General features: G+C 73.0%; 20 protein-coding genes. 7 read left to right on the top strand and 13 right to left on the bottom strand.

Going from position 1 to position 22,291, the window contains the following annotated elements; translation table 11 throughout:
• Positions 1-906, top strand: a complete 906-nt coding sequence (locus tag IEY78_RS09500) for a branched-chain amino acid aminotransferase (RefSeq protein WP_229699813.1) — start codon at positions 1-3, stop codon at positions 904-906.
• Here the strand turns inward: IEY78_RS09500 and IEY78_RS09495 are convergent.
• From IEY78_RS09495 to IEY78_RS09475, 5 genes are all read right to left on the bottom strand, one after another.
• The gene (locus IEY78_RS09495; protein WP_189097189.1) at positions 896-2,167 is read right to left on the bottom strand and encodes an amidohydrolase; all 1,272 of its coding nucleotides are present in this window, start codon (positions 2,165-2,167) and stop codon (positions 896-898) included. The two genes, IEY78_RS09500 and IEY78_RS09495, sit on opposite strands and share 11 nt — an antisense overlap.
• Positions 2,168-2,362: 195 nt before the next feature.
• Positions 2,363-3,568 carry a hypothetical protein gene (locus IEY78_RS09490; protein WP_373294102.1) on the bottom strand — a complete coding sequence of 402 codons (1,206 nt, stop codon included), beginning with the start codon at positions 3,566-3,568 and terminating at the stop codon, positions 2,363-2,365.
• Between the two features lie 29 nt (positions 3,569-3,597).
• Complete coding sequence (locus IEY78_RS09485; RefSeq protein ID WP_189097188.1) at positions 3,598-4,524, bottom strand: N-acetylneuraminate synthase family protein; 927 nt, start codon at positions 4,522-4,524, stop codon at positions 3,598-3,600.
• Positions 4,525-4,590: 66 nt separating this feature from the next.
• Positions 4,591-5,802 (bottom strand): acylneuraminate cytidylyltransferase, encoded by a 1,212-nt coding sequence (locus IEY78_RS09480; RefSeq protein WP_189097187.1) that lies wholly within the window; start codon positions 5,800-5,802, stop codon positions 4,591-4,593.
• Positions 5,803-5,846: 44 nt separating this feature from the next.
• Positions 5,847-7,151, bottom strand: coding sequence for a DUF6716 putative glycosyltransferase (locus tag IEY78_RS09475; RefSeq protein ID WP_189097369.1), 1,305 nt, complete (start codon positions 7,149-7,151; stop codon positions 5,847-5,849).
• A 224-nt stretch (positions 7,152-7,375) separates the two neighbouring features.
• On the opposite strand from IEY78_RS09475, the gene IEY78_RS09470 reads away from it, so the two are divergent.
• The 3 genes from IEY78_RS09470 to IEY78_RS09460 are packed head-to-tail and all read left to right on the top strand — an operon-like array spanning position 7,376 to position 10,865.
• Positions 7,376-8,353, top strand: a complete 978-nt coding sequence (locus IEY78_RS09470) for a glycosyltransferase family 2 protein (protein WP_189097186.1) — start codon at positions 7,376-7,378, stop codon at positions 8,351-8,353.
• A complete protein-coding gene (locus tag IEY78_RS09465; protein WP_189097185.1) occupies positions 8,353-9,708 on the top strand; it encodes an alpha-2,8-polysialyltransferase family protein in 1,356 nt (451 codons plus the stop codon). Before IEY78_RS09470 ends, IEY78_RS09465 begins: the two co-directional genes overlap by 1 nt.
• Entirely contained in the window at positions 9,705-10,865 is a 1,161-nt protein-coding gene (locus IEY78_RS09460) for an acyltransferase family protein (RefSeq protein WP_189097184.1), read from the top strand. Before IEY78_RS09465 ends, IEY78_RS09460 begins: the two co-directional genes overlap by 4 nt.
• A gap of 46 nt (positions 10,866-10,911) precedes the next feature.
• Here IEY78_RS09460 and IEY78_RS09455 read toward each other — a convergent pair whose 3' ends face one another.
• Positions 10,912-11,592, bottom strand: a complete 681-nt coding sequence (locus tag IEY78_RS09455) for a TetR/AcrR family transcriptional regulator C-terminal domain-containing protein (protein ID WP_189097183.1) — start codon at positions 11,590-11,592, stop codon at positions 10,912-10,914.
• A 37-nt stretch (positions 11,593-11,629) separates the two neighbouring features.
• Here IEY78_RS09455 and IEY78_RS09450 point away from each other — a divergent pair, with 37 nt between their 5' ends.
• Complete coding sequence (locus IEY78_RS09450; protein ID WP_189097182.1) at positions 11,630-13,210, top strand: FAD-dependent monooxygenase; 1,581 nt, start codon at positions 11,630-11,632, stop codon at positions 13,208-13,210.
• 91 nt (positions 13,211-13,301) lie between these two features.
• Here IEY78_RS09450 and IEY78_RS09445 read toward each other — a convergent pair whose 3' ends face one another.
• Positions 13,302-14,699, bottom strand: a complete 1,398-nt coding sequence (locus tag IEY78_RS09445) for a GntT/GntP/DsdX family permease (RefSeq protein ID WP_189097181.1) — start codon at positions 14,697-14,699, stop codon at positions 13,302-13,304.
• 82 nt (positions 14,700-14,781) lie between these two features.
• Positions 14,782-15,300 (bottom strand): gluconokinase, encoded by a 519-nt coding sequence (locus tag IEY78_RS09440; RefSeq protein ID WP_189097180.1) that lies wholly within the window; start codon positions 15,298-15,300, stop codon positions 14,782-14,784.
• A 132-nt stretch (positions 15,301-15,432) separates the two neighbouring features.
• Here IEY78_RS09440 and IEY78_RS09435 point away from each other — a divergent pair, with 132 nt between their 5' ends.
• Positions 15,433-16,134, top strand: a complete 702-nt coding sequence (locus IEY78_RS09435) for a FadR/GntR family transcriptional regulator (protein WP_189097179.1) — start codon at positions 15,433-15,435, stop codon at positions 16,132-16,134.
• 17 nt (positions 16,135-16,151) lie between these two features.
• Here the strand turns inward: IEY78_RS09435 and IEY78_RS09430 are convergent, their stop codons facing one another.
• Together IEY78_RS09430 and IEY78_RS09425 are read right to left on the bottom strand one after the other, a co-directional pair.
• On the bottom strand, positions 16,152-16,364 hold the full coding sequence (locus tag IEY78_RS09430) for a hypothetical protein (RefSeq protein ID WP_030981280.1): 213 nt from the start codon (positions 16,362-16,364) through the stop codon (positions 16,152-16,154).
• Positions 16,365-16,444: 80 nt separating this feature from the next.
• On the bottom strand, positions 16,445-18,043 hold the full coding sequence (locus tag IEY78_RS09425) for an acyl-CoA mutase large subunit family protein (RefSeq protein WP_189097178.1): 1,599 nt from the start codon (positions 18,041-18,043) through the stop codon (positions 16,445-16,447).
• A 172-nt stretch (positions 18,044-18,215) separates the two neighbouring features.
• Between IEY78_RS09425 and IEY78_RS09420 the strand changes: the two genes are divergently transcribed.
• Positions 18,216-19,058, top strand: a complete 843-nt coding sequence (locus IEY78_RS09420) for a L,D-transpeptidase family protein (RefSeq protein WP_189097177.1) — start codon at positions 18,216-18,218, stop codon at positions 19,056-19,058.
• A gap of 282 nt (positions 19,059-19,340) precedes the next feature.
• On the opposite strand, the gene IEY78_RS09415 is transcribed toward IEY78_RS09420, so the two are convergent.
• From IEY78_RS09415 to IEY78_RS09405, 3 genes are all read right to left on the bottom strand, one after another.
• Positions 19,341-20,348, bottom strand: coding sequence for a hypothetical protein (locus IEY78_RS09415; protein WP_189097176.1), 1,008 nt, complete (start codon positions 20,346-20,348; stop codon positions 19,341-19,343).
• Positions 20,348-21,151, bottom strand: a complete 804-nt coding sequence (locus IEY78_RS09410) for an RNA polymerase sigma factor (RefSeq protein WP_229699811.1) — start codon at positions 21,149-21,151, stop codon at positions 20,348-20,350. Before IEY78_RS09410 ends, IEY78_RS09415 begins: the two co-directional genes overlap by 1 nt.
• Positions 21,152-21,917: 766 nt before the next feature.
• Positions 21,918-22,262 carry a hypothetical protein gene (locus IEY78_RS09405; RefSeq protein ID WP_189097175.1) on the bottom strand — a complete coding sequence of 115 codons (345 nt, stop codon included), beginning with the start codon at positions 22,260-22,262 and terminating at the stop codon, positions 21,918-21,920.
• Positions 22,263-22,291 lie beyond the last annotated feature (29 nt).

Genomic DNA, 22,291 nt, shown 5'->3' with positions numbered 1-22,291 from the left:
ATGCCCGCTCTCGACGACCGCGATGGCGTCATCTGGCTCGACGGCGCGTTCGTCCCCTGGCGCGACGCCCGGCTGCACGTCCTCACCCACGGTCTCCACTACGGGGGCGGCGTCTTCGAGGGCGAACGGGTCTACGACGGCCGGGTCTTCAAACTGACCGAGCACACCGAGCGGTTGCACGCGTCGGCGCGGGAACTCGGCTTCGCCATCCCGTTCTCCGTCGCGGAGCTGGACGAGGCGACGCGCGCACTCGTCCAACGGCAGGGCATCGTCAACGGCTATGTCCGGCCGGTGGCCTGGCGGGGCAGCGAGCACATCGGCGTGGCCGGTGCGGGCGCCTTTGTCCATGTCGCCCTCGCCACCTGGGAATGGCCGCATGTCTTCGCGGCCGACGCCAAGGAGCGCGGCATCCGGCTGGGCACCTCGCGCTGGCGGCGTCCCGCGCCGGACACCGCTCCGGTCCGGGCCAAGGCGGCCTCGCTGTACAACATCTGCACCCTGGCCCGCGACGCCGCCGACCGGGACGGCTTCGACGACGCCCTGCTGCTGGACTACCGCGGACACGTCGCGGAGGCCACCGGCGCCAACCTCTTCCTCGTGGCCGGGGGAACGCTGCACACGCCGACGGCCGACTGCTTCCTCGCCGGCATCACCCGGCAGACGGTGCTCGACCTGGCCGGCGACCTCGGCATCCCCGTGGTCGAACGGCACATCGCCCCCGAGGAACTCGGCCGGTTCGACGAGTGCTTCCTCACCGGCACGGCCTACGAGGTCCAACCGGTCCGGTCGATCGACGCGCACGAGTACCGGGTGGGCCGGACGACCACCGCCCTGGCGGAGGCGTACGCCCGGCTGGTCCGCTCGGCGGACCGCGGCGCGGCGGCCCGGGCGGCCGTCAGTCCATGAGGTCCCCGTCGAGGAGGGCGCAGGCGGTGAAGAGCTCGACGCCCACCCCGATCGCCACTTCGTCGACGTCGAAGTCGCCGCGGTGCAGGTCGCGGTGGGTGGTCTCGGCGGGCGGGTGGACGCCGAGGCGGGCCATGGCGCCGGGGACGTGTTCGAGGTACCAGGAGAAGTCCTCGCCGCCGAGGGACTGCTCGGTGTCCTCGACGGCGCCCTCGCCGCGGCGGGCGGCCATCGCGGAGTGCAGCAGCTGGACGGTGACCGGCTCGTTGACCACCGGAGGCACCCCGCGGACGTAGGTGATCTGCGACTTCGCGCCGTGCAGCGTGGCGATCTCGTCGATCGCCGCGTGGACCAGGTCGGGGGCCTGCCGCCAGGCGTCGAGGTCCAGGCAGCGGACCGTGCCGGAGAGTTCGGCGTGCTGCGGGATCACGTTGCAGGCGTGGCCGGAGGCCAGCCGGCCCCAGGTGACCGCGAGCCCGGCGCGGGCGTCGACCCGGCGGGCGAGCAGCGCGGGGACATCGAGGGCGACCCGGGACGCGGCGGTGACCATGTCGGTGGTCAGGTGCGGGCGGGCGGTGTGGCCGCCGGGGCCGTCGAGGCCGACCTCCAGCCGGTCACAGGCGGAGGTGATCGCGCCCACCCGCAGTCCGATCCGGCCGGCGTCGACGCGCGGGTCGCAGTGGACGGCGAGGATCCGGCCGACGCCTTCGAGCACGCCGGACTCGATCGCGTCGGGGGCGCCGCCGGGCAGCACCTCCTCGGCGGGCTGGAAGATCAGGCGGACCGGGCGGGGCAGGGCGCCGGTGCGGGCCAGCTCGGCGAGGACCAGGCCGGCGCCGAGGACGACGGTGGTGTGCACGTCGTGGCCGCAAGCGTGCGCCCGGCCGGAGACCGTCGAGGCGTAGGGGACCTTCTTGGTGTCCGGGATGGGCAGGCCGTCGATGTCCGCGCGCAGGGCCAGCAGGGGGCGGGCCGGGTCCGCGGCGAGGGCCCGGCCGTCGGCGGTGGCGTCCGGGGTGCCGATGTCGCACATCAGGCCGGTGCCGGTGTTCAGTACCCGCGGGCGCAGCCCGGCCCGCTCCAGCCGCTCCTTGATCGCCGCGGTGGTCCGGAACTCCTGGTTGCCCAGCTCGGGATGCATGTGCAAGTCGCGGCGGAACAGGCTGAGTTCGGCGCGCAGTGCGTCGGGGAGCGCGCCGGGGAGCTGGTCCCCGGCGGGGGTACGGGCGGTGCCGGCATCGCGGGACTTCAGATGGTTCACCCGGCGAAGGTTACGGGTCCCGATGGGGCAACTGTCCCTCGATCAACAAAAGTTCAGCCCGTTAGGGGAAGAAAATCTAGGCCGCTCGGCGCATAGACGGTTTATGCGAAGGGTATGCAGTAGGGCTTCATGCGCGGTGCCGACACCCTCGCACCGCTGCCGGACCCGTCCTCGGCCCCGCCTCCGGTCCCGCCCTCAGCCGGTGGCCATCCGCGGGGTGAAGGGCAGCCGCTGGACGTCGCGGGCGGTGCCGGTGACGCCGTCGAGGAAGCCCTGCGCGCGCGGTGAGGCGTGGGCGGTCAGCCACTGCGGGTCGATGTCGCAGACCGCGACCTTGACCTCGGTGCCCCGCAGGGCGAGCGGCAGGGTGTGCACGACGGTGGAGGGGAAGCTGACGATCAGCCGTCCGATCGGGCCGCGCCGGGCGATCAGCTCCAGCGGCAGGTCCGGGCGGACGATCTCCAGACCGGTCTCGGCGGACAGCCGGTGCAGCTTCTCGGTGCTCTCCTTGCGGTGCGCGAAGTAGCGGGTGGCGCCGTGCGTCCGGGCCAGGGCCGCGACCGCGGCCAGATAGCGGTCGGTGTCGACGACGCCGGTCTCCACCAGCGAGGTGCCGACGATGTCGGCGGCGCGGGTGAGCCGGGGCGGGCCGAAGCGGCCGCGGGTCCAGGCGAAGTCGTTGGTGGTGACGTGGACGCCCGGCGGCACCTCGACGGGCATGGAGCTGAACAGCCCGACGGTGCGCCGGCCGCCCTCGGGCTCGGGGGTGAGCCGGCGCCGGGCGGTGGCCGAGAACGGCGCGAAGGCCAGGTCCCGGGCGCCGCGCCCGCTGCCGTTGCGGTGCCAGCGCACCAGCCGTTCGCCGTGGGCGAGTTGGGAGATGAACTCCATGGTGGCGGTGCCGTCGTCGACCACGACCAGGTCGCGCGCCCTGGTGAGGGTGAGCAGCAGCTGGACGTAGCGGGAGAACGGGTCGCCGATGACGACGCGCCGGGCCCGGCGCAGCAGCGGGGTGAGGCCGCCGATGGTGCGCACCGGGGCGGTGGGGCCGCCGCGGGCCTCCTCCCAGCGCACCGCATGGCCTTCGTCGCGGGCGAGTTCGGCCATCCGGCGCAGCTGGCCGCGGGTCATCGGGTCGTGCGGGGAGAGCACGACGACGGTGAGTTCGCCGGCCTGTGCCGTGTGCGCCCATTCCAGGGTGTTCAGCAGCTGCACCGGGCTCTCGACGAAGGCGAGGGTGCCCGTGCCGCGGGCGGTGGGGGTCCGGCCCCCGCCGTCGCCGCGGCGGCGCTGGCGCGGCACCCCCCGGAGACGGCGGGCGGGAGGGACCGCCGTCTCCGGGGGCGGGACCTCGGCGCCGGGCGGGACGGGCTCGGCGCGGGCCCCTTCGGGTGAGCTCACCTTGGCTCCCGTCGGTTCGTCGGTGGTGCTCAGACCGCGGCCGGCTCGGCGGCCTCGGCCTCGGCGACCACACCGGCGACGCGGCGCAGCTTCTTCATCGGGCCGCGCTCGCTGTCGTAGACCTTCTTGACGCCGTCACCGAGGGACTCCTCGATGGTGCGGATGTCGCGGACCAGGCGGGTCAGGCCGCCGGGCTCGACGGAGGCGGCCTGGTCGGAGCCCCACATGGCGCGGTCGAGGGTGATGTGGCGCTCGACGAAGGTGGCGCCGAGGGCGACCGCGGCGAGGGTGGTCTGGAGACCGGTCTCGTGGCCGCTGTAGCCGATCGGGACGTTGGGGTACTCGTCCTGCAGCGTGTTGATCATGCGCAGGTTGAGCTCCTCGGCCTTGGCCGGGTAGGTGCTGGTGGCGTGGCAGAGCAGGATGTTGTCGCTGCCCAGGACCTCGACGGCGTGCCGGATCTGCTTGGGGGTGGACATGCCCGTCGAGAGGATGACGGTGCGGCCGGTGGCGCGCATGGCGCGCAGCAGCTCGTCGTCGGTGAGCGAGGCGGAGGCGACCTTGTAGCAGGGCACGTCGAACTTCTCCAGGAAGGCGACGGACTCGACGTCCCACGGGGAGGCGAACCACGCGATGCCGCGCTTCTTGCAGTACTCGTCGATGGCGCGGTAGCCGTCCTCGTCGAACTCCACGCGGTGGCGGTAGTCGATGTAGGTCATCCGGCCCCAGGGGGTGTCGCGCTCGATGTCCCACTGGTCGCGCGGGGTGCAGATCTCCGGGGTGCGCTTCTGGAACTTGACGGCGTCGCAGCCGGCGTCGGCGGCGGCGTCGATCAGCGCGAAGGCGTTCTCCAGGTCGCCGTTGTGGTTGATGCCGATCTCACCGGTGACGTAGACGGGGCGGCCGGGGCCGGCCTCGCGGGTGCCGAGGGTGCGGAGGCGGGAGGTGCTGGTCATGGGGAGATTCCTTCGTGTTGATCAGGGACGTGCGGGGGGACTCGGTTGGGGACTGAGGGGTGGGTGTCAGAGGGACGGGCCCAGGAGCCAGCCGGCGATCTCGCGGATGGCGCCGCTGCCGCCGGGCGTCGCGGTGACCGCGCGGGCCGCGCCGCGCACCACGTCGTGGGCGCTCGCGACCGCCACGGGCCAGCCGACGAGGTCGAAGCACGGCAGGTCGTTGACGTCGTTGCCGACGTAGAGCACCCGCGCGGGGTCGATGCCGGCTTCCTCGCACCACTGCTTGAGGGCGAGGTCCTTGCGGTCGATGCCGTGCAGGACGGGCACCCGCAGCTTGCGGGCCCGGGCGGCGACGACCGGGTTGGTCTCGGTGGACAGGATCAGCAGCTTCAGCCCGTCCCCGCGCAGGGCCGCGACGCCGAGGCCGTCGCCGCGGTGGACCGCGACGACCTCCCGTCCGTCGGCGTCGATCAGCACCCGGTCGTCGGTCTGGGTGCCGTCGAAGTCGAGGACGACGGCGTCGATGTCGTCCCTGGTCGGCAGGGCGCCGGGGCGGGGGGCGTCCAGCAGCGGGGCCAGCGCGCGGGCGCGGGCCAGCTCGTGCGGGTCGTCGATCTCCAGCACCCGGGCGGGGTCGGTGCGCACGAGTTCGGTGCGGCCGAAGAAGCGGTGGCCGCCGGCGCGGAAGCCGGCCGCGTCCATCGCGTAGGCGGCGCCGGTCTCCAGCAGGTCCTGGGGGCGGTCCTGGCGGCGCGGCCGGAAGGACTTGTCGTGGTTGACGCCGTGGCCGCCGGTGGCGGTGCGGTCGGCGGCGTCGGCCGGCTCGGCGGCCTCGGCGTCGCGCCAGACGAAGCCGTGGAAGGGGGCGACGGTCAGCGCGCTGTCGGCGCCGCCCTCGACGACCGCGGCGGCCACCGAGTCGATGTCCTCGCGGACGAGGAAGGGGCTGGTGCACTGGACCAGCAGCACCGCGTCGACCGTGGTGCGCTGCTCGGCCTCGTAGGCGTCCATGGCGTGCAGGACGGCGGCCTCGCTGGTGGCGGTGTCGCCGGCGATGTCGCCGGGGCGGCGGACGACGAGGGCGCCGGCGCCGCGGGCGGCGGCCGCGATCCCGGCGTCGTCGGTGGAGACCACGACGTCGGTGACCAGGCGGGCGGCGCGGCACTCGCGGACCGCGCGGGCCACCAGCGGCACGCCCCCGACGGCGGCGAGGTTCTTGGCGGGCACGCCCTTGGATCCGCCGCGGGCGGGGATGACGGCCACAACAGTGGGTGGCATTGCGGGCTCCTCGGTTCGGCTGGGGGTGGGCGACGGGCGGGTGTTCACAGCTGCCCCCAGCGGCGGATGGCGGGGGCGACGCGCTGGACGCCGTGGCGGTAGGCGCCGCGGGCGGCCTCGCGGACCGTCTCGCGGGCGACCCGGCGCAGTCCGCGGGTCTCCTCGGGGGCCTCGTCGTATCCGGCGAGCGGCCCGCCGTGCGGGTCGAGGCCGTGCCGGGCGAGGATGCCGGGGAGGTAGCCGGGGGCGGTGCGGGGCGTGTAGTAGGGGGCGAGCGGCGGCAGCGGGCCGGCCTCGCGCAGCGCGGTGACCCGGGCGCGGGCGGCGTCGAAGGCCGTGTCGTAGTCCCCGTCGGCGGCCACGCCCTGCCGGGCCAGCCACCGCGGGTCGGGCACCGGGCGGTGGCCGGCGTCCAGCTCGTCCCAGGAGGCCAGGCAGCCGGAGCCGAGGAAGTGGTGGTTGCCGAGGGCCTCGCGGACGCCGAGGTCGGTGAGGACGGCGGTGGGGATGCCGCGGTGCAGCGACTCCAGGGCGGCGGTCGAGCTGACCGTGACCATCAGGTCGGTGCGGTCCAGGACCTCGCCCATGTTGCCGTACACCAGGCGGCAGTTGGCGGGGAGGCCGCCGGGCACCTTGGCGGCGAGCTTCTGGTAGGGCAGTTCCTCGATGTGCGTGGTGTGCTCGCCCGGCTTGCTGCGGAGCTTGATCAGCACCTCGCGGCCGGGGTGCGTGCGGGCGTGCTCCACCGCCCTGCGGAGCAGGTAGCCGCGGTCCGCGCGGCTCTCCGGGACGGAGGGCTGGGCGGCGAACACCACGGTGTGCGGGCCGCGTTCGCCGGTGTAGCGCGCGCCGCCGAGGAAGGGAAGGGCGCATTCGACGACGCTGTGGTCGTCGGCGCCGACGCCGCGGTAGACCTCGCGGAAGCGGTCCGCGTCGTGCCGGGAGTTGGCGAGCACGACATCGGCGCCGTGCCGCAGCAGCAGCCCGTCGGCGAGCTTCTCGTAGACCACGCCGACGTAGCCGGTGACGACGACGGGGCGGTGCTGTCCGGTGGCGGCGGGCGGTGCCGCGGCGCTCCAGGCGTGGGCCAGGCCGTGCAGCATCGCCTGCACCGCTCCGCCCACGCAGGCCAGCACGATGACGTCGTAGCGCGTACGGTCGAGGGACCGCACGAAGTCGACGCCCCGGATTTCGCGCAGCGCGTCCGCACGGGCGCCGACCTCGTCGAGCTGGCGGACCGTGGGAGTGGCGCGGCCGCGGAGGAGGTACCCGTCGAGTCGAATGTCCGGTTGGAGCCGGTACGCTGTCATAGCGCCCCATTTCCAGCGGGTATCCGAGTCGGCGAGCACGGCCACTCGCGGCGTGGAATCGGTACGTGATGGCACGTCGAAGACGCTAGGAAGGCATTCCGTTTGGCGGGCCAACTGGGCCGCAACAAAGGGTTAACAGCGAGTCGACGAATGACGAACCGGCCCGATAGTCGGCCTGGTTAACCATCCCGCCATTCTTCGTTCACCCGGGTGTCCGCACCCCGTAAAGACGAATGCCGGACTCCCCGCCTAACGTCACCCGGGTGGTTAAGCTCTCCGTCATCGTGCCGTTCTACAACGTGCAGACATACGCGCCCGACACCCTGAAAAGCCTGGCGGCCAATGCCCGCGAGGATTTTGAATTCCTGCTCGTCGACGACTGCTCGCGCGACGAGACCCCGGACATCCTCGCGCGCGCCGAGCGCGAGCTGCCGGGCGCCAGACTGCTGCGGCACGCACAGAACGGCGGCCTGGCCACCGCCCGCAACACCGGCCTGGACGCGGCCCGCGGCGAATACGTCACCTTCCTGGACGGCGACGACTGGCTCGCCCCCGGCTATTACCCGCAGCTGCTCTCCGCCATCGAGGAGTTGGGGTGTGACTTCGTCCGTACGGATCATGTGCAGTGCACCGCCCGGGCGCGCACCGTCCACCGGGTCCCGCACGGCCGGCGCCGGGTGGTGCTGGACCCGCGCGCGGTGATCCTGCCGGCCGACCGCTCCACCTCCGTCGACTACGCCTACGCCTGGGCCGGGATGTACCACCGCCGGCTGCTGGACGACGGGGTGCTGCACTTCACCGACGGCCTGCGCACCGCGGAGGACCGGCCGTGGATCTGGCGGCTGCACCGCGAGGCCTCCTCCATGGCGGTGGTCGGCCTGCTCGGTGTTTTCTACCGGCGCGGCGTGGCGTCCTCGCTGACCCAGATCGGAGATGTGCGGCAATTGGACTTCATCCGCGCCTTCGACCAGGTGATCGAGGAAACCGCCCAGGATCGCGATGCGGAATTCCTGCTGCCCAAGGCGGTGCGCACGTATTGCGCGATCATTTCCCACCACCTCGGTTCGATCGAACGTTTCGAACCGCAGGTCGCCCGTAAATTGCGCGCGATGAGCGCGGCGGCCATGAAACGCATGCCGCAGGACGTACTGAAGGAAGCCCTGGATTCCATGGATGTGCAGCGCGCGTCCCGGCTGCGGCGACTGCGCCGCCGCCCCGTCCCGGCGGAGGTCGCCGCCTGATGTCCACCCGGCCCCGTACCCAGATCTTCCTGGCGTCCACGCTCTACGGCGCGGCGACGCTCGCCGCCGCCCTGGACGCCGACTGCTTCGCCCCGGCCGACCGCCGGCTGCTGCTGGTCAGCAACAACGCGACGACCCCGGAGACCAGCCCCGCGCTGGACACCGTGCCCGGCTTCGAGCGGCTGCGCGGCCGCTTCGACCGGGTGCTGTCCTGGAACGAGACGATCAGCCCCTTCCACCCCGGCGGCTGGTCCCCGCGCCCGGACGACGCCCCGCTGTGGGAGCGGCATCTGCGGCTGCTGTGGGACCTGGGCGACGACCACGTCGAGCTGATCGTGGAGTCCATCCAGGTCAACCCGGCACTGGCCCTCGCCCAGCTGTTCCCGGACGCGCCGCTCGACGTCTACGCCGACGGCCTGATGAGCTACGGCCCCACCCGCAACAAGCTCGACCCGCTGATCGGCACCCGCATCGGCCGGCTGCTGCACCTGGACCTGGTCCCGGGCCTGACGCCGCTGCTGCTGACCGAGTTCGAGGTCGAGGCGCGGACCGTGCCGGCCGACGCCTTCACCAAGGTGCTGGCCGAACTCTCCGACGCGAGCGGGGAGCTGGCCGTCCCGGACGGTGCCGCGCTGCTGCTCGGCCAGTACCTCTCCGCGCTGGGCATCCTCACCCCCGAGGAGGAAGAGGAGCTGCACGTGCGGATGCTGCGCGGCGCGGCCGAGCGCGGCCACCGCGAGATCGTCTTCAAGCCGCACCCGTCCGCCCCGGCCCGCTGGTCGCGGCTGCTGGAGCGGGAGGCGGAGAAGCTGGACCTCGCGCTGACCGTGCTGGAGCACCCGGTGCCGGCCGAGGTGCTCTACCAGCGGATGCGGCCCGCGCTGGTCGTCGGCTGCTTCTCCACCGCGCTGCTGACCGCATCCACCTTCTACGGCCTGCCGACCGCGCGCACCGGCACCGGGCTGCTGCTGGAGCGGCTCACCCCGTACCAGAACAGCAACCGGATCCCGGTCACGCTGGTGGACGCGCTGGTGCCCGACCTGGGCGACCGCAGCCCGCGCCCGCGCGCCTTCACCACCCCGGAGGCCGTCGGCGGCCTGGTCACCGCGGTCGGCTACGCGATGCAGCACCAGATGTACCCGCAGCTGCGGCCGCACGCCGAGCGCTATCTCGCGGGCGGCCTGGACCAGTTCACCTGGCGCTACTTCAAGCGCCGCCGGCTGACCGCGCTGGCCCTGCCCGGCGCGATCCCCTCGCAGCTGTCGTTCATCCCGCGCAACGCCACCGTCCGCCGGGTCGCCCGCCGGGCGCGCGCGGTGCAGCGGCGGCTGAAGAAGCGGGCCGCGTTCGGATGACCGCCTCCCAGCTGACGCCCGGCGCGCCACCCGCCCCGCCGGCCGCCGTCGCCGCCCCGGGGCGCGTCATACCCGGGCGCGGCCGTGGCGGATCGTCGCGGCTGCGCGCCCTGGACGGGCTGCGGCTGCTCGCCGCGCTGATGGTCGCCGGGTACCACTACGCGGGGCGCGGCGGCGAGATATCCCGGGCCTGGGGCGGCTCGCCCGCCCACCAATTCCCCACCCTGGCACCGCTGTTCGCCTACGGCTGCCTGGGCGTGCAGATCTTCTTCGTGATCAGCGGCTTCGTCATCTGCCTCAGCGGCTGGGGCCGGACGCTGCGCGCCTTCCTCGCCTCCCGCATCTCCCGCCTCTATCCGGCGTACTGGGCCGCGATCCTCCTGATCACCGCGGTCTTCGCACTCCCCTGGGTCGCCTACAAGGCGCTGCCGCCCAGCGAGGTGCTCACCAATCTGACGATGCTGCAGCAGCCGCTGGGCGTCGACCGGGTGCTGGGCGTGTGCTGGACCCTCTGGGCGGAGATGCGGTTCTACGCCCTCTTCGCGCTCTGCGTCGTGCTGCCGGGCGCGACCCGCCGCCGGGTGGTGCTCTTCTGCGCCGGCTGGACACTGGCCGCCGCCCTCGCCCAGGCCGCGCACGAGCCCTTCCTCGACACCGTGCTGATGCCCGAGTACGCGCCGTTCTTCATCGGCGGCATCGGCCTGTACCTGCTGCACCGCTACGGCGCCCGCGACCCGATCGCCTGGGCGATCGTGCTGGTCAGCTGGCTGGTCGGGCAGCACTACGCGGTCGCCGGGCTCTGGCACGCGCCATCGGCCACCGCGTTCTCCTACCGCTCGACGGCCGGCATCATCGCCGTCGTCACGCTCGGCTTCGCCCTCGTCGCGGCCGTCGCCCTGGGCCTGCTGCGCCGGGTGGACTGGCGCTGGCTGACCGTGGCCGGCGCGCTGACGTACCCGTTCTACCTCGTCCATGAGCACCTGGGCTGGGTGGTGGTGCGCGCCCTGCACCACACCCTGGGCCTGCCCTCGTACGCCACGCTGCTCCTGACCGTGGGGCTGATGCTGCTGCTGGCGTGGCTGCTGCACCGCTTCCTGGAGCGCCCGCTGACGCCGCTGCTCAAGCGCGCGATCGACCCCCGGCGCCCGGCCGTGTGACATCCGGCCGGGGGCGCGCGGACCGCACCCCCGGCCGCCGGTACGCCTACCGCCCGGTGGTCGCCGCGACGCCGGCCACGATGATCCGCAGCCCCTCCTCGAAGCTGCGCTCCAGGTCGCCGAACATCTCGTCGCCCGCGGCCATCGCCAGCGGGTACTGCTCGCCGATCCGCTCCGAGCGGCTCGCCAGGTCGTAGGCCGGATCGCGGCTCTCCGGGCGCCGGTCCGCCGGATCGCCCGGCTCCGGATAGACCGACTGCTCCTCGATCACCACGCCGACGGTGAAGTTGTAGGCGGTCCACCATGCCCGCGCGGCCTGGTGCGCCGAGAAGCCCGCCGTCGTGAGCAGGCGCAGCAGGGCGTCCAGCGGCATCGCGTAGCTCTCGTCGGTCATCCGGGTGCCGCTGAAGACCTTGCCGCCGTCGCGGTAGCCGAGCAGCCCGCGGCGCATCACCCGGCAGGCGTCGGACAGCGCGTCCTGCCAGGTCTCGCCGGGCCCCCGCTCGCCGGCGTCCGGCCCCAGCAGCGGCGAGGTCATCCGCCGGAGCATCGCGGTGGCCATCTCGTCCAGCAGCTCCTGCTTGTTCTTGAAGTGCCAGTACAGGGCGGGAGCCTGGACGTTCAGCTCCTTGGCGATGCGGCGCAGGGTGAGCCCGTCGAGGCCCACCTCGTTCAGCAGCCGCAGCGCGGTGTCCACCACTTGATTCCGGTCGATGCGAGAAACCATGTTGACAACTTAACACCGTTAAGGCCATGCTCGGCACATGGAACTTAACAGCGTTAAGGACACCGCCGGCGCGGCGAACAACCACCCCTTCGTTCCCGCGACCGTCGACGTACTGATCACCGGAGCGGGCCCGACCGGCATCTCGCTCGGCATCGACCTGGCCCGGCGCGGGGTGCGCGCCCTGATCGTCGAGCGGCAGGACCGCCTCTCCCAGGGCGCCCGCGGCACCGGCCTCCAGCCGCGCAGCCAGGAGGTCTACGAGGACCTCGGCCTGCTGGACGCGATCCGCGAGGTCGGCGGCCACTACCCGCCGACCGCCCTGTGGAAGGACGGCCGGATCACCGAGGTCCACGAGATGATCGAGCGGGTCGACCCCACACCCGCCGTGCCGTGGTCGACCGCGCTGATGGTGCCGCAGTTCCGCACCCTGGAGGTGCTGCACGCCCGGCTGACGGAGGTGGGCGGCAGCGTCCTCTTCGGCACCGAACTCACCGAATTCGCCCAGGACGCGGACGGCGTGACGGCCCGTCTGCAGCGAGCGGACGGCACGGCGCACACCGTGCGGGCCGCCTATCTGGTCGCCGCCGACGGCGGGCGCAGCACCGTGCGCCGGGCCCTGGGCACCGCGATGAGCGGCCCGGACCTGGAGCCCGGCGTCGCCCTCCTCGCCGATATCCGGGTCGACGGCCTCGACCGGGACCACTGGCACCGCTGGATCCTGCCGACCGGCGGCTTCATCGGCATCCTGCCGCTCGCCGGCACCGGCGACCTCTTCCAGACCATGATCGCGGGCCCCGGCGGGTCGCCCGACCCCTCGGCGGAGACCGTCCGCGCGCTGCTCACGGAGCACACCCATCTGACGGCCGAGCAGATCCGCGAGGTGGTGTGGACCTCGCTCTTCCGGCCCCGCGCGGGCATGGCCGACAGCTACCGCGAGGGCCGGGTCTTCCTCGCCGGCGACGCCGCGCACGTGCACTCCCCGGCGGGCGGCCAGGGCCTGAACACCAGCGTGCAGGACGCCTACAACCTCGGCTGGAAGCTCGGCCTGGTGCTGCGGCACGGCGCCCCCGACACCCTGCTCGACAGCTACGGCGCCGAGCGCCGGCCGATCGCCGCCGACATCCTGGAGACCAGCACCCGGCTGCACCGCTCCGGCAGCCTGCGCCGCGGCCGGGACCTGCACCAACTCGGCGTCGGCTACCCCGACAGCCCGCTGTCACGGGAGCTGCGCACGGACCTCGCGGAGGGTGTGCCGGCCGCCGGCGACCGGGCCCCCGACGCCCCCTGCCGCACCGCCGACGGCCGCCCCGCCCGCCTCTTCGACGCCTTCCGGGGCCCGCACTTCACCCTGCTCGTCCTGGGCGGCGCCGCGCTGGACGCGACCGCGCTGCCCACCGACCCCGCCCTGCTGCGGATCGTCCGCGTCGGCGGCCCGGACGCCGATCTGCTGGATGCCGACGGCCATGTCCGCGACGCCTACGGCAGCGCCCCGGCCGTCCTCCTCGTCCGCCCCGACGGCTACCTCGCCCTCGGCGCCCCGGACGAGGACGCCACGGCCGAGGTGGCCACCGCCCTGGCGGACCTCATCGGCACTGCCGCCCTCCAGCCGACCGGATGACCCCCTGCACACGAGGCCGCACCGGCGAATCCCCGCCGGTGCGGCCTCGTGACCGGGGGCGCCTCGAAGGGGGCGCCCCACGGCCCTCGCGCTACAACACCAGCGACAGCAGCAGCACGCAGACGATCCCGACGACCGAGATCAGCGTCTCCATCACCGACCAGGTCTTCAGCGTCTGCCCGACGCTCAACCCGAAGTACTCCTTGACCAGCCAGAATCCGGCGTCGTTGACATGGCTGAAGAACAGCGAGCCGGCGCCGATCGCCAGTACCAGCAGCGCGGTGTGGACGGTGCTCATGTCCGCGGCGAGCGGGGCGGTCAGCCCGGCGGCCGAGATGGTGGCCACCGTCGCGGAGCCGGTCGCGAGCCGGATGGCGACCGCGATCAGCCAGGCCAGCAGCAGCGCGGAGACGTGCCAGCCCTTGGAGAGGTCCAGGATCATCTGCCCCACGCCGGCGTCCACCAGCGTCTGCTTGAAGCCGCCGCCCGCGCCCACGATCAGCATCACACCGGCGATCGGGCCGAGCGACTTCTCCACGGTCGTGGCGATCCGGCCGCGGGTGAAGCCGGCCGCCCGCCCCAGCGTGAACATCGCGACGATGACGGCGGTCAGCAGCGCGATCAGCGGCGAGCCGACCACGTCGAAGATCCGCTGCACCCCGGCCGCGGGGTCGTCGACGACGATGTCCACCAGCGCCTTCGCCAGCATCATCACCACCGGCAGCAGCACGGTCGCCACCGTGATCCCGAAGCCGGGCCGCTTCGCCGGGTCGGCGGTGCCGCGCTCGGGCACCAGGTTCTCAGGCGGGCGGACGTCCACCCAGCGGGCCGCGTAACGGGAGAAGACCGGACCGGCGATGATCGCGGTCGGGACGGCGACGACCACCCCGAGCGCGAGGGTGACACCGAGGTTCGCGCCGACCGCGTCGATCGCCGAGAGCGGACCGGGGTGCGGCGGGATCAGCCCGTGCATGACGGACAGTCCGGCCAGCGCCGGGATGCCGATCCGCATCAGCGAGAAGTTGCCGCGCCGGGCGACCAGCAGCACCACCGGGATCAGCAGCACGATGCCGACCTCGAAGAAGATCGGCAGCCCGACGATCCCGGCGATCAGCACCATCGCCCAGGGCATCGCCCCCCGGCCCGTCTTCGCCAGGATCGTGTCGACGATCTGGTCCGCGCCGCCGGAGTCGGCGAGCAGCCGTCCGAGGACGGCACCCAGCGCGATCAGCACCCCGGTGCCCGCGACCGTCGTCCCGAGCCCCGTGGTGAAGCTGGTGATGGCCTTGTCCAGCGGTGCGCCGGCCACCGCGCCGAGCACCAGCGAGCCGATGATCAGCGACAGGAAGGCATGCAGCTTGAACTTGGTGATGAGCAGGACGATGACGGCTATGCCGGCCAGGACGGCGATGCCCAGCTGCGCGTGACCGGCCGAGGTGATCGGCTCGGCCGCGTCCGCTGCGAGCATCTCGACGCTGAGATGTGTCACGGCGATTCCCTTGGTTGGACGGAGGGGGAAGCAGGGAGACGGTGCTGCGGTGGGGGGTGTTGCGGGTGGTGCGGGTGTGGGGCTACCCGGCCGGTACGGTCCTCGCGCGCAGCGCGGCGACGGCCCGTTCGGCGATCTGCTGCGGGGTGCCGGTCACGTCCACGGCGACGCCCGCCTCGTCCTGCCCGAGCGGTTCGAGCGTGGCGAACTGGGAGTCCAGCAGCGCGGCCGGCATGAAGTGGCCGGTGCGCCCGGCCATCCGCGCCCCGATCAGCGCGCGGTCCCCGGTCAGGTGCAGAAAGACCAGGCCGGGGGCGGCGGCACGCAGCCGGTCGCGGTAGCCGCGCTTGAGCGCGGAGCTGCTGACCACCCCGCCCCGCCCGGCCCGCCCGTGCGCCCAGGCGCCGATGGCGTCCAGCCAGGGGCCGCGGTCGTGATCGTCCAGCGGGATACCGGCCGACATCTTGGCGATGTTCGCCGGCGGATGGAAGTCGTCGCCCTCGGCGTAGGGGACGCCCAGTGCGGCGGCCACCAGCGGGCCGATCGTGGTCTTGCCGGTGCCGGCCACACCCATCACGACGATCACGTCGGGGCTGCTCATCCCGTGGTACCTCGCTGTCCTCATCGACCCCGTGCGGACCCCACTGAAACCCATTAGGTACGACGTATTCAAGAGCCTGTGATGCAAACGTCATACTTAATTGGCCGGGGTGCGGGACCGTAGGCTTGGCCCATGGCAAACGAGGGGAAGGGACTGCACGCCCGTGTACTGGAGTCCCTCGGACCCGCGATCACCGCGGGCGACTACCCTCCGGGCACGGTCTTGCGCACGGACGAGCTGGAGCAGCGCTTCGATGTCTCCCGCACGGTCATCCGCGAGGCGGTCCGGGTACTGGAATCGATGCGACTGGTCGCCTCCCGGCGCCGGGTGGGCGTGACCGTCCGGCCCACCGAGGAGTGGAACGTCTACGACCCGCGGGTGATCGGCTGGCGGCTGGCCGGCCGGGACCGCCCCCGGCAGCTGCGCTCACTGACCGTGCTGCGCTCGGCCGTCGAACCGGTCGCCGCGGGTCTGGCCGCCCGGCACGCCACCCCCGCGCACTGCGCCGAACTCACCGAGCACGCCATGGGGATGGTCGCCACCTCCCGCGGCCAGCAGCTCGACGCCTATCTGGTCCACGACGTGGCCTTCCACCGGATCGTGCTGACCGCCTCCGGCAACGAGATGTTCGCGCGCCTGGGCGACGTGGTCGCCGCCGTGCTGACCGGCCGCACCCAGCACCAGGTGATGTTCACCGACCCCGACCCGGCCGCGGTCACCCTGCACGTCCAGGTCGCGGAGGCGGTACGCACCGGCGACGCGGCCCGCGCCGAGTCCCTCACCCGCGAGATCACCACCGGCGCCCTGGCCGAACTCGACGTCCTCGCCCCCTAGTTGTCCCCGGGCCCGCCTCAGAACAGCGGCTGCTGGCCCGGGATCGGCGGCTCCTCCGGATCGAAGAGCTTCTCCGCCGGCGCCATCATCGGCGCGATCCGGCGCGAGCCCGGACAGGAGATCAACTCCAGCACCGTCCGCCGCCCCGGCGGGTCATGACGGGCGAACCGCCCGCCGACAACGGCGATCTCACGAGTACACACGGGACACGCCCGACGGGGTGACGACATACCCCCAGTCTGACGCAGCCCCCACGGGGGGCCACAGGCTGCCGCCCCGGGCCCCCTTGCCCCTCCCCCTCACCTCCGCCTCAGAACGCATCCGTGGGCACATACGTCCCCCACACCCCGCGCAGTGCCTCGCAGACCTCGCCCACCGTGGCGCGGGCCCGTAGCGCCTCGCGCATCGGGGGGAGGACGTTGTCGGTGCCCTCGGCGGCCTTGCGGAGGGTGTCGAGGGCGGTGGTGACGGTGCGGGTGGCGCGGCGGGCGCGGAGCCGGTCGAGCCGTTCGATCTGGCGGGCCTCGATCTCGGGGTCGACCCGCAGGGGTTCGTAGGGTTCCTCCTCGTCCAGCTGGAAGCGGTTGACGCCGACGACGATCCGCTCGCCGGCGTCGGTCTCCTGGGCGAGGCGGTAGGCGTTGCGCTCGATCTCCTCCTTCTGGAAGCCGCGTTCGATGGCGGCCACCGCGCCGCCCATGTCCTCCACCCTGCGCATCAGCGCGAGGGCCGCCTCCTCCACGTCATCGGTCATCGACTCGACGGCGTAGGAGCCGGCGAACGGGTCGACGGTGGCGGTCACATCGGTCTCGTACGCCAGCACCTGCTGGGTGCGCAGCGCGAGCCGGGCCGCCTTGTCCGTGGGCAGGGCGATGGCCTCGTCGAAGGAGTTGGTGTGCAGCGACTGGGTGCCGCCGAGGACGGCGGCGAGCCCCTGGACGGTGACCCGGGCGAGGTTCACCTCCGGCTGCTGGGCGGTGAGCTGCACGCCCGCGGTCTGGGTGTGGAACCGCAGCATCAGCGACTTGGGGTCGCGCGCGCCGAACTCCTCCCGCATCACCCGGGCCCAGATCCGGCGCGCGGCACGGAACTTGGCGACCTCTTCGAGCAGCGTGGTGCGGGAGACGAAGAAGAACGACAGCCGGGGCGCGAAGTCGTCGACGTCCATGCCGGCGGCCACGGCGGTGCGCACGTAGGCGATGCCGTTGGCGAGGGTGAAGGCGATCTCCTGCGCGGGCGAGGCGCCGGCCTCGGCCATGTGGTAGCCGGAGATGGAGATGGTGTTCCAGCGGGGGATCTCGGCGCGGCAGTAGCGGAAGATGTCCGCGGTCAGCCGCAGCGAGGGCTCCGGCGGGAAGATGTAGGTGCCGCGGGCGATGTACTCCTTGAGCACGTCGTTCTGGACGGTCCCGTTCAGCCGGTCGGCCGGCACCCCTTCCTCCTCCGCCACCAGTTGGTAGAGGAGCAGCAGCAGCGCGGCGGGCGCGTTGATCGTCATCGAGGTCGAGACCTTGTCCAGCGGGATGCCGCCGAACAGCACCCGCATGTCCTCGACGGAGTCGATGGCCACCCCGACCTTGCCGACCTCGCCCGAGGCGATCGGGGTGTCGGAGTCGTGCCCCATCTGCGTCGGCAGGTCGAAGGCGACCGACAGGCCGGTGGTGCCGTGGGCGATCAGCTGCCGGTAGCGGGCGTTGGATTCGCGGGCGGTGCCGAAGCCGGCGTACTGCCGCATCGTCCAGGGCCGCCCGGTGTACATCGACGGGTAGACCCCGCGGGTGAAGGGGTAGCCGCCGGGCTCGCCGAGCCGCCGCTCCGGATCCCAGCCGTCCAGTGCCCGTGGCCCGTACACCGGCTCGATGGGCAGGCCGCTCTCGCCGTACCGGACGGTGTCCGACTCATGCGCCATGGATGCATGCCTCCCGCCGAGTGACGGATATCCGCAGTGGTGGTCTTTTGTCCACAGCATGCCCGCAGGTTCGCCGCGCCGCAGCACTGGGCAGAGTCACCGGTGGCCGGTCGGCCCACCGAGATCGGGGGTGCGCATGCAGCGCGGCAGGGGAAGACGTACGGCGTCCGCGATGGCGGCGGTGCTGGTGGCGGCGGCGCTGGCGGTGGGCTGCCGCCCGGTGACGGTCACCGGCGCACCGGACGGCAAGCTCGCCCGTCACTCCCCCACCACGCCCGCTCCCCCGCCCCTCGGCCGGCACGGTCCCCCCGCTCCCCGGCACTCCGCCCCGTCGCGCGCCCCGCACACGCCTCCGCGCGCCCCGCATCGTGCCCCGCGGGCCGCCGGGCCGCTGCTGGCGCCCGGTTCCCACGGCGCGCGGGTCCGCGAACTCCAGGCGCGACTCGCCCAGCTGGGTCTCTTCGGCCGCACCCCGACGGGTTCCTACGCGGTGGTCACGGCGTCCGCGGTGCGGGGTTTCCAGCGGCGGCAGGGCCTGCCCCGTACGGGTGCCGTGCAGCCCGCGGCCTGGCTCGCCCTGCGCTCGCAGACCCGCCGCCCCACGCGCGGGGAGCTGTATCCGTCCACCACCCGGCCGGTCGGCGCCCTGGATCCGCGCTGCATGAGGGGCCGGGTGATCTGCATCAGCAAGCGGAGCGACACTCTCGCGTGGGTGGTCGACGGCCGGGTCGAATCGGTGATGGATGTCCGCTTCGGCTCGCAGTACACCCCCACCCGCGAGGGCACGTTCGCCCTCACGTTCAAGAGCCGCCACCATGTCTCGACGCTCTACCACACGGCCATGCCGTACGCGATGTTCTTCAGCGGCGGCCAGGCGGTCCACTACTCCGCGGACTTCGCCGCCCGCGGCTACCGCGGCGCCTCACACGGCTGCGTCAACGTCCGCGACAAGCAAAAGGTGGCCGCCCTCTACGCAGCCACCAAAAAAGGCACCAAGGTAGTGATCACCCACTAACCCCAAACCCCCCGCACCCAACCCACAGCCACAGCCACAGTCCCACCCCAGAAGTTCACTGACCGAAGCGAAAATTGAGCAACCCCCACACAGGGATCCACATCCGCGAGAGCGGCGCCGGCTTAGGCGCAAAGAGAAGGGCGCGGGCAGGGCCGGGGGAACGTGCCCCGCCCGCGCCAGATGCGCTGAGCCGTGGGTACGGGGGGAACCCCGGCTCCTCGCGCAGCCGATGACCAGTCGGCTTCACTCACTACTGCGTCACCGGTTCGAAAAACGTCACACCTACGAGCCGGAGGCCGCGCCGGACGTCGCATGTGCGGGGTCCGTGGCGGTCGGCGAGGGGGTGGGAGCGGGCGTGCCGAGGCTCGGGGTGGCGCCGGGTGAGTGGGAGGGGTGGCCTTCGTCGTCCTCGTCGCCGCCGCCGGTCAGGCCGCTGTTGAAGCCGGTGGTGCCGCCGAGGCCGTTGCCGCCGCCGGAGCTGCCGGGGTGCTGATAGCGGGCCAGGTAGGCGCGGCAGAAGGCGAGTACCCGCTCCGCGCCGCCGGCCTTCTGTTCGAGGCGGTGCAGCGCGTCGCGGTCCATGCCGTCGCGCTTGCCGGAGGCGTAGCTCTGGCACAGCGCGAGGAGGAGGTTCTTCTTGTCGCCGTGTCCGGGGTCGGTGCTGCTGCCGCCGTTGCCCTGGTGTCCGGGGGCGGGGCTGGTGCTGGGGGGCGTGGGGTCGCCGGGGCGGCTGGGCGTGGGGGTGTCGCCGGGTCCGGCCGTCTTCCCGTGCGGGGTGGGGTCGGGGGTGCTCTCGGTGGTGCCGTCGGTCTGGGCGCCGGGCTCGGGGGTGTCGAGCGGGCCGGGGGACTCGGCGGCCGAGACGCTGGAGGCGGGCTGGGGCTCGCCCCCGCGGAAGGGGGTGGGCAATACGCCGGTGCCGGCCGCGACGGCGACGCCGCCGATGGCGCAGGCGGCGAGGGCGACCGCGAAGCCGCGCCGGACGGGGCGGCCGAGCCGGGTGCGTTCGGCGACGGCGGTGCCGCGCCCGGCCGGGAAAGCCTCGTCGACGCCGTGGCCGCGGGTGTGGGCCGCGGCGCCGCGGCCGGCGGTCCGGCGGAAGGCGGCGACGGCGGCCTCCTCGCCGGACAGCTCGGCCGTTTCCGGCGCCTTGGCGCCGACCGCGGCGGCGGCCTGGAGAAGCTGTTCGAGTTCGCGTGCGCCGTCGCCGTGCCGGGCACCGACCCGTTCACCGCGCAGCAATCGCTCCGCGGCGTCCTTGTCGAGCCAGTTGTAGCGGTCGTCGGCCATCACATGTCCTTCTGCGTTCGTGCGGCCGTTTCCGTCACACCTGGTACGTACGATTCCGCCACGCCGTCGCGGCGTCTTCGCCCCTGTACGGGCACCCCACTCACCGTCCCGCCCCCTCCCCGCGGCCGCCGTGCGGCCCGGCCGGTGGGGGCACCTCCGTCCTGCTCGGCGCCTTCTTCGCCGCCGTCGTGGCGCTCGTCCCCCGTGCTGTCCTGCGGTGTGTCCCGGCTGCCGTCGGACGCCTCGCCGAGGAGTTCGGCGAGCCGTCGCAGCCCGCGGTGTGCGGCGGTGCGCACCGCGCCGGGCCGTTTGCCGAGCACCTGCGCGGCGCTCTTGGCGTCGAGTCCGACCACCACCCGCAGCACCACGGCCTCGGCCTGGTCCTGCGGGAGGCTGGCTATCAGCCGCATGGTGCGGCCGGTGCCGAGGGCTTCCATCGCCTCGCCCGCGGTGTCGGACGCGGCGGGGGTGTCGGCGAGTTCGCTCTCGTCGCCGCCGGTCGCCGGGCGGCGGCCGCGCATCCGGATGTGGTCCAGGGCGCGGTTGCGGGCGATGCGGGCGGCCCAGCCGCGGAAGCGGTCGGCGTCGCCGCTGAAGCGCGCGAGGTCGCGGGTGATCTGGAGCCAGGCTTCGGAGGTGACGTCCTCCACGTCCGGTTCGCTCACCAAAGTCCGCACATACCCCAGTAGTCGGGGATGTACGGCGCGGTAGACGGTACGGAAAGCCGCCTCGTCGCCGGCCTGCGCCGCCTGCACGGCCACCGTCAGCCGACGGTCGTCCGGCTGAATGTCGTCCCCTCGCACGGGTCCATCCTGTCGCACGCGGAATATCCGCCGCCCGGTCCTTGCTGCATTGTCGCTCCGCCCGGACAACCACCGGGCACCGTGGCTGCACTGCCGGCTGCCTCCGCCGCCGGCCGGGAACCCCCGGTAACCCGGGATGTTCCCGCAGACCGTAACGCGTGCGCCGCCCGGTGCCGAACCCGGGAGGGGCGGCACCGCCCGCCGGACGGAACCGGCCACCGGCAGCCGGCCGACGGCGCGAGCACCGGTCGGAGGCACCGCCGCGCACGCGAGGAACCCCCGGGGCCGACCACCTGCCCACCACCACCGAAAAGCCGCCCGAACACCGCTCTCACCTGCACGGATGGGCAGATTACGGCGCCGCACCGGGCCCCGTCCAGACCACTGGCGGTTCGGTTGCCCACACCCCGTGTGACGCTTTCGGGCCGTCCGGCGCTGTACCGGGTAGGGGCCGTCACGGCCCTCCGCGAACGACGGCCGGGGCCTCTCCTGTGGGGGGTGGCGGCCCCGGCCGTCCTCGTTCGCTTCCAGCGCTCTGGCCTGGGACGTTGCATGGAGTCGGTGGCCAACGTGGCCAACGCGTGACCAACCGGCCACGAGAAGCCGGACGAATTCGACTTCACCCACCGCTTCGACATGACCGCCACATACGGCCGCGCACCTCCGGGCAAGCAGCGCAGGCCATGCGCCAAAATGAGACGACCCGGTCGCGGGAACTCCCATGGACAGGAAGGCGCCACGACCGGGCCGATAGATATTCGGTTGCTCAGGGACGTTGGCGCCCCATCTTCGCCGACTTGCGATTATGCCCCTTGGTGTCCCACCATTCCTCCAGCAATGTACGAACGATGTACACGAGTTGCTGAAGTCGTTCGGGGTCCGGGGAGGGCGAGGTGAGCACTTCCAGAAAAGACTTGTCCTCCCATGGAAGAGTAAACTCCCAATGCTCTTCCTGGAGCCCTTGCCTTTCCACAGTGAGCCAGTACGTCAACGTCACGCTTCGATCCGGCCGGTGATCGACCGAAAATTCAGTGACGTTGAACCTGACTTTCCCATCACCGGTGGTGTAAGAACAGGCCAGAGCCTGCTCGGCTGGCGTTTGAGCCGTCATGCGCGCACCACCCCCCTTTATCGCAAGCG

It is taken from the genome of Streptomyces kronopolitis, from assembly GCF_014646275.1.
Taxonomy (GTDB): Bacteria; Actinomycetota; Actinomycetes; order Streptomycetales; family Streptomycetaceae; genus Streptomyces; species Streptomyces kronopolitis.
The sequence above is the reverse complement of the archived record's forward strand: the minus strand, read 5'-3'. Positions and strand labels throughout refer to the sequence as shown.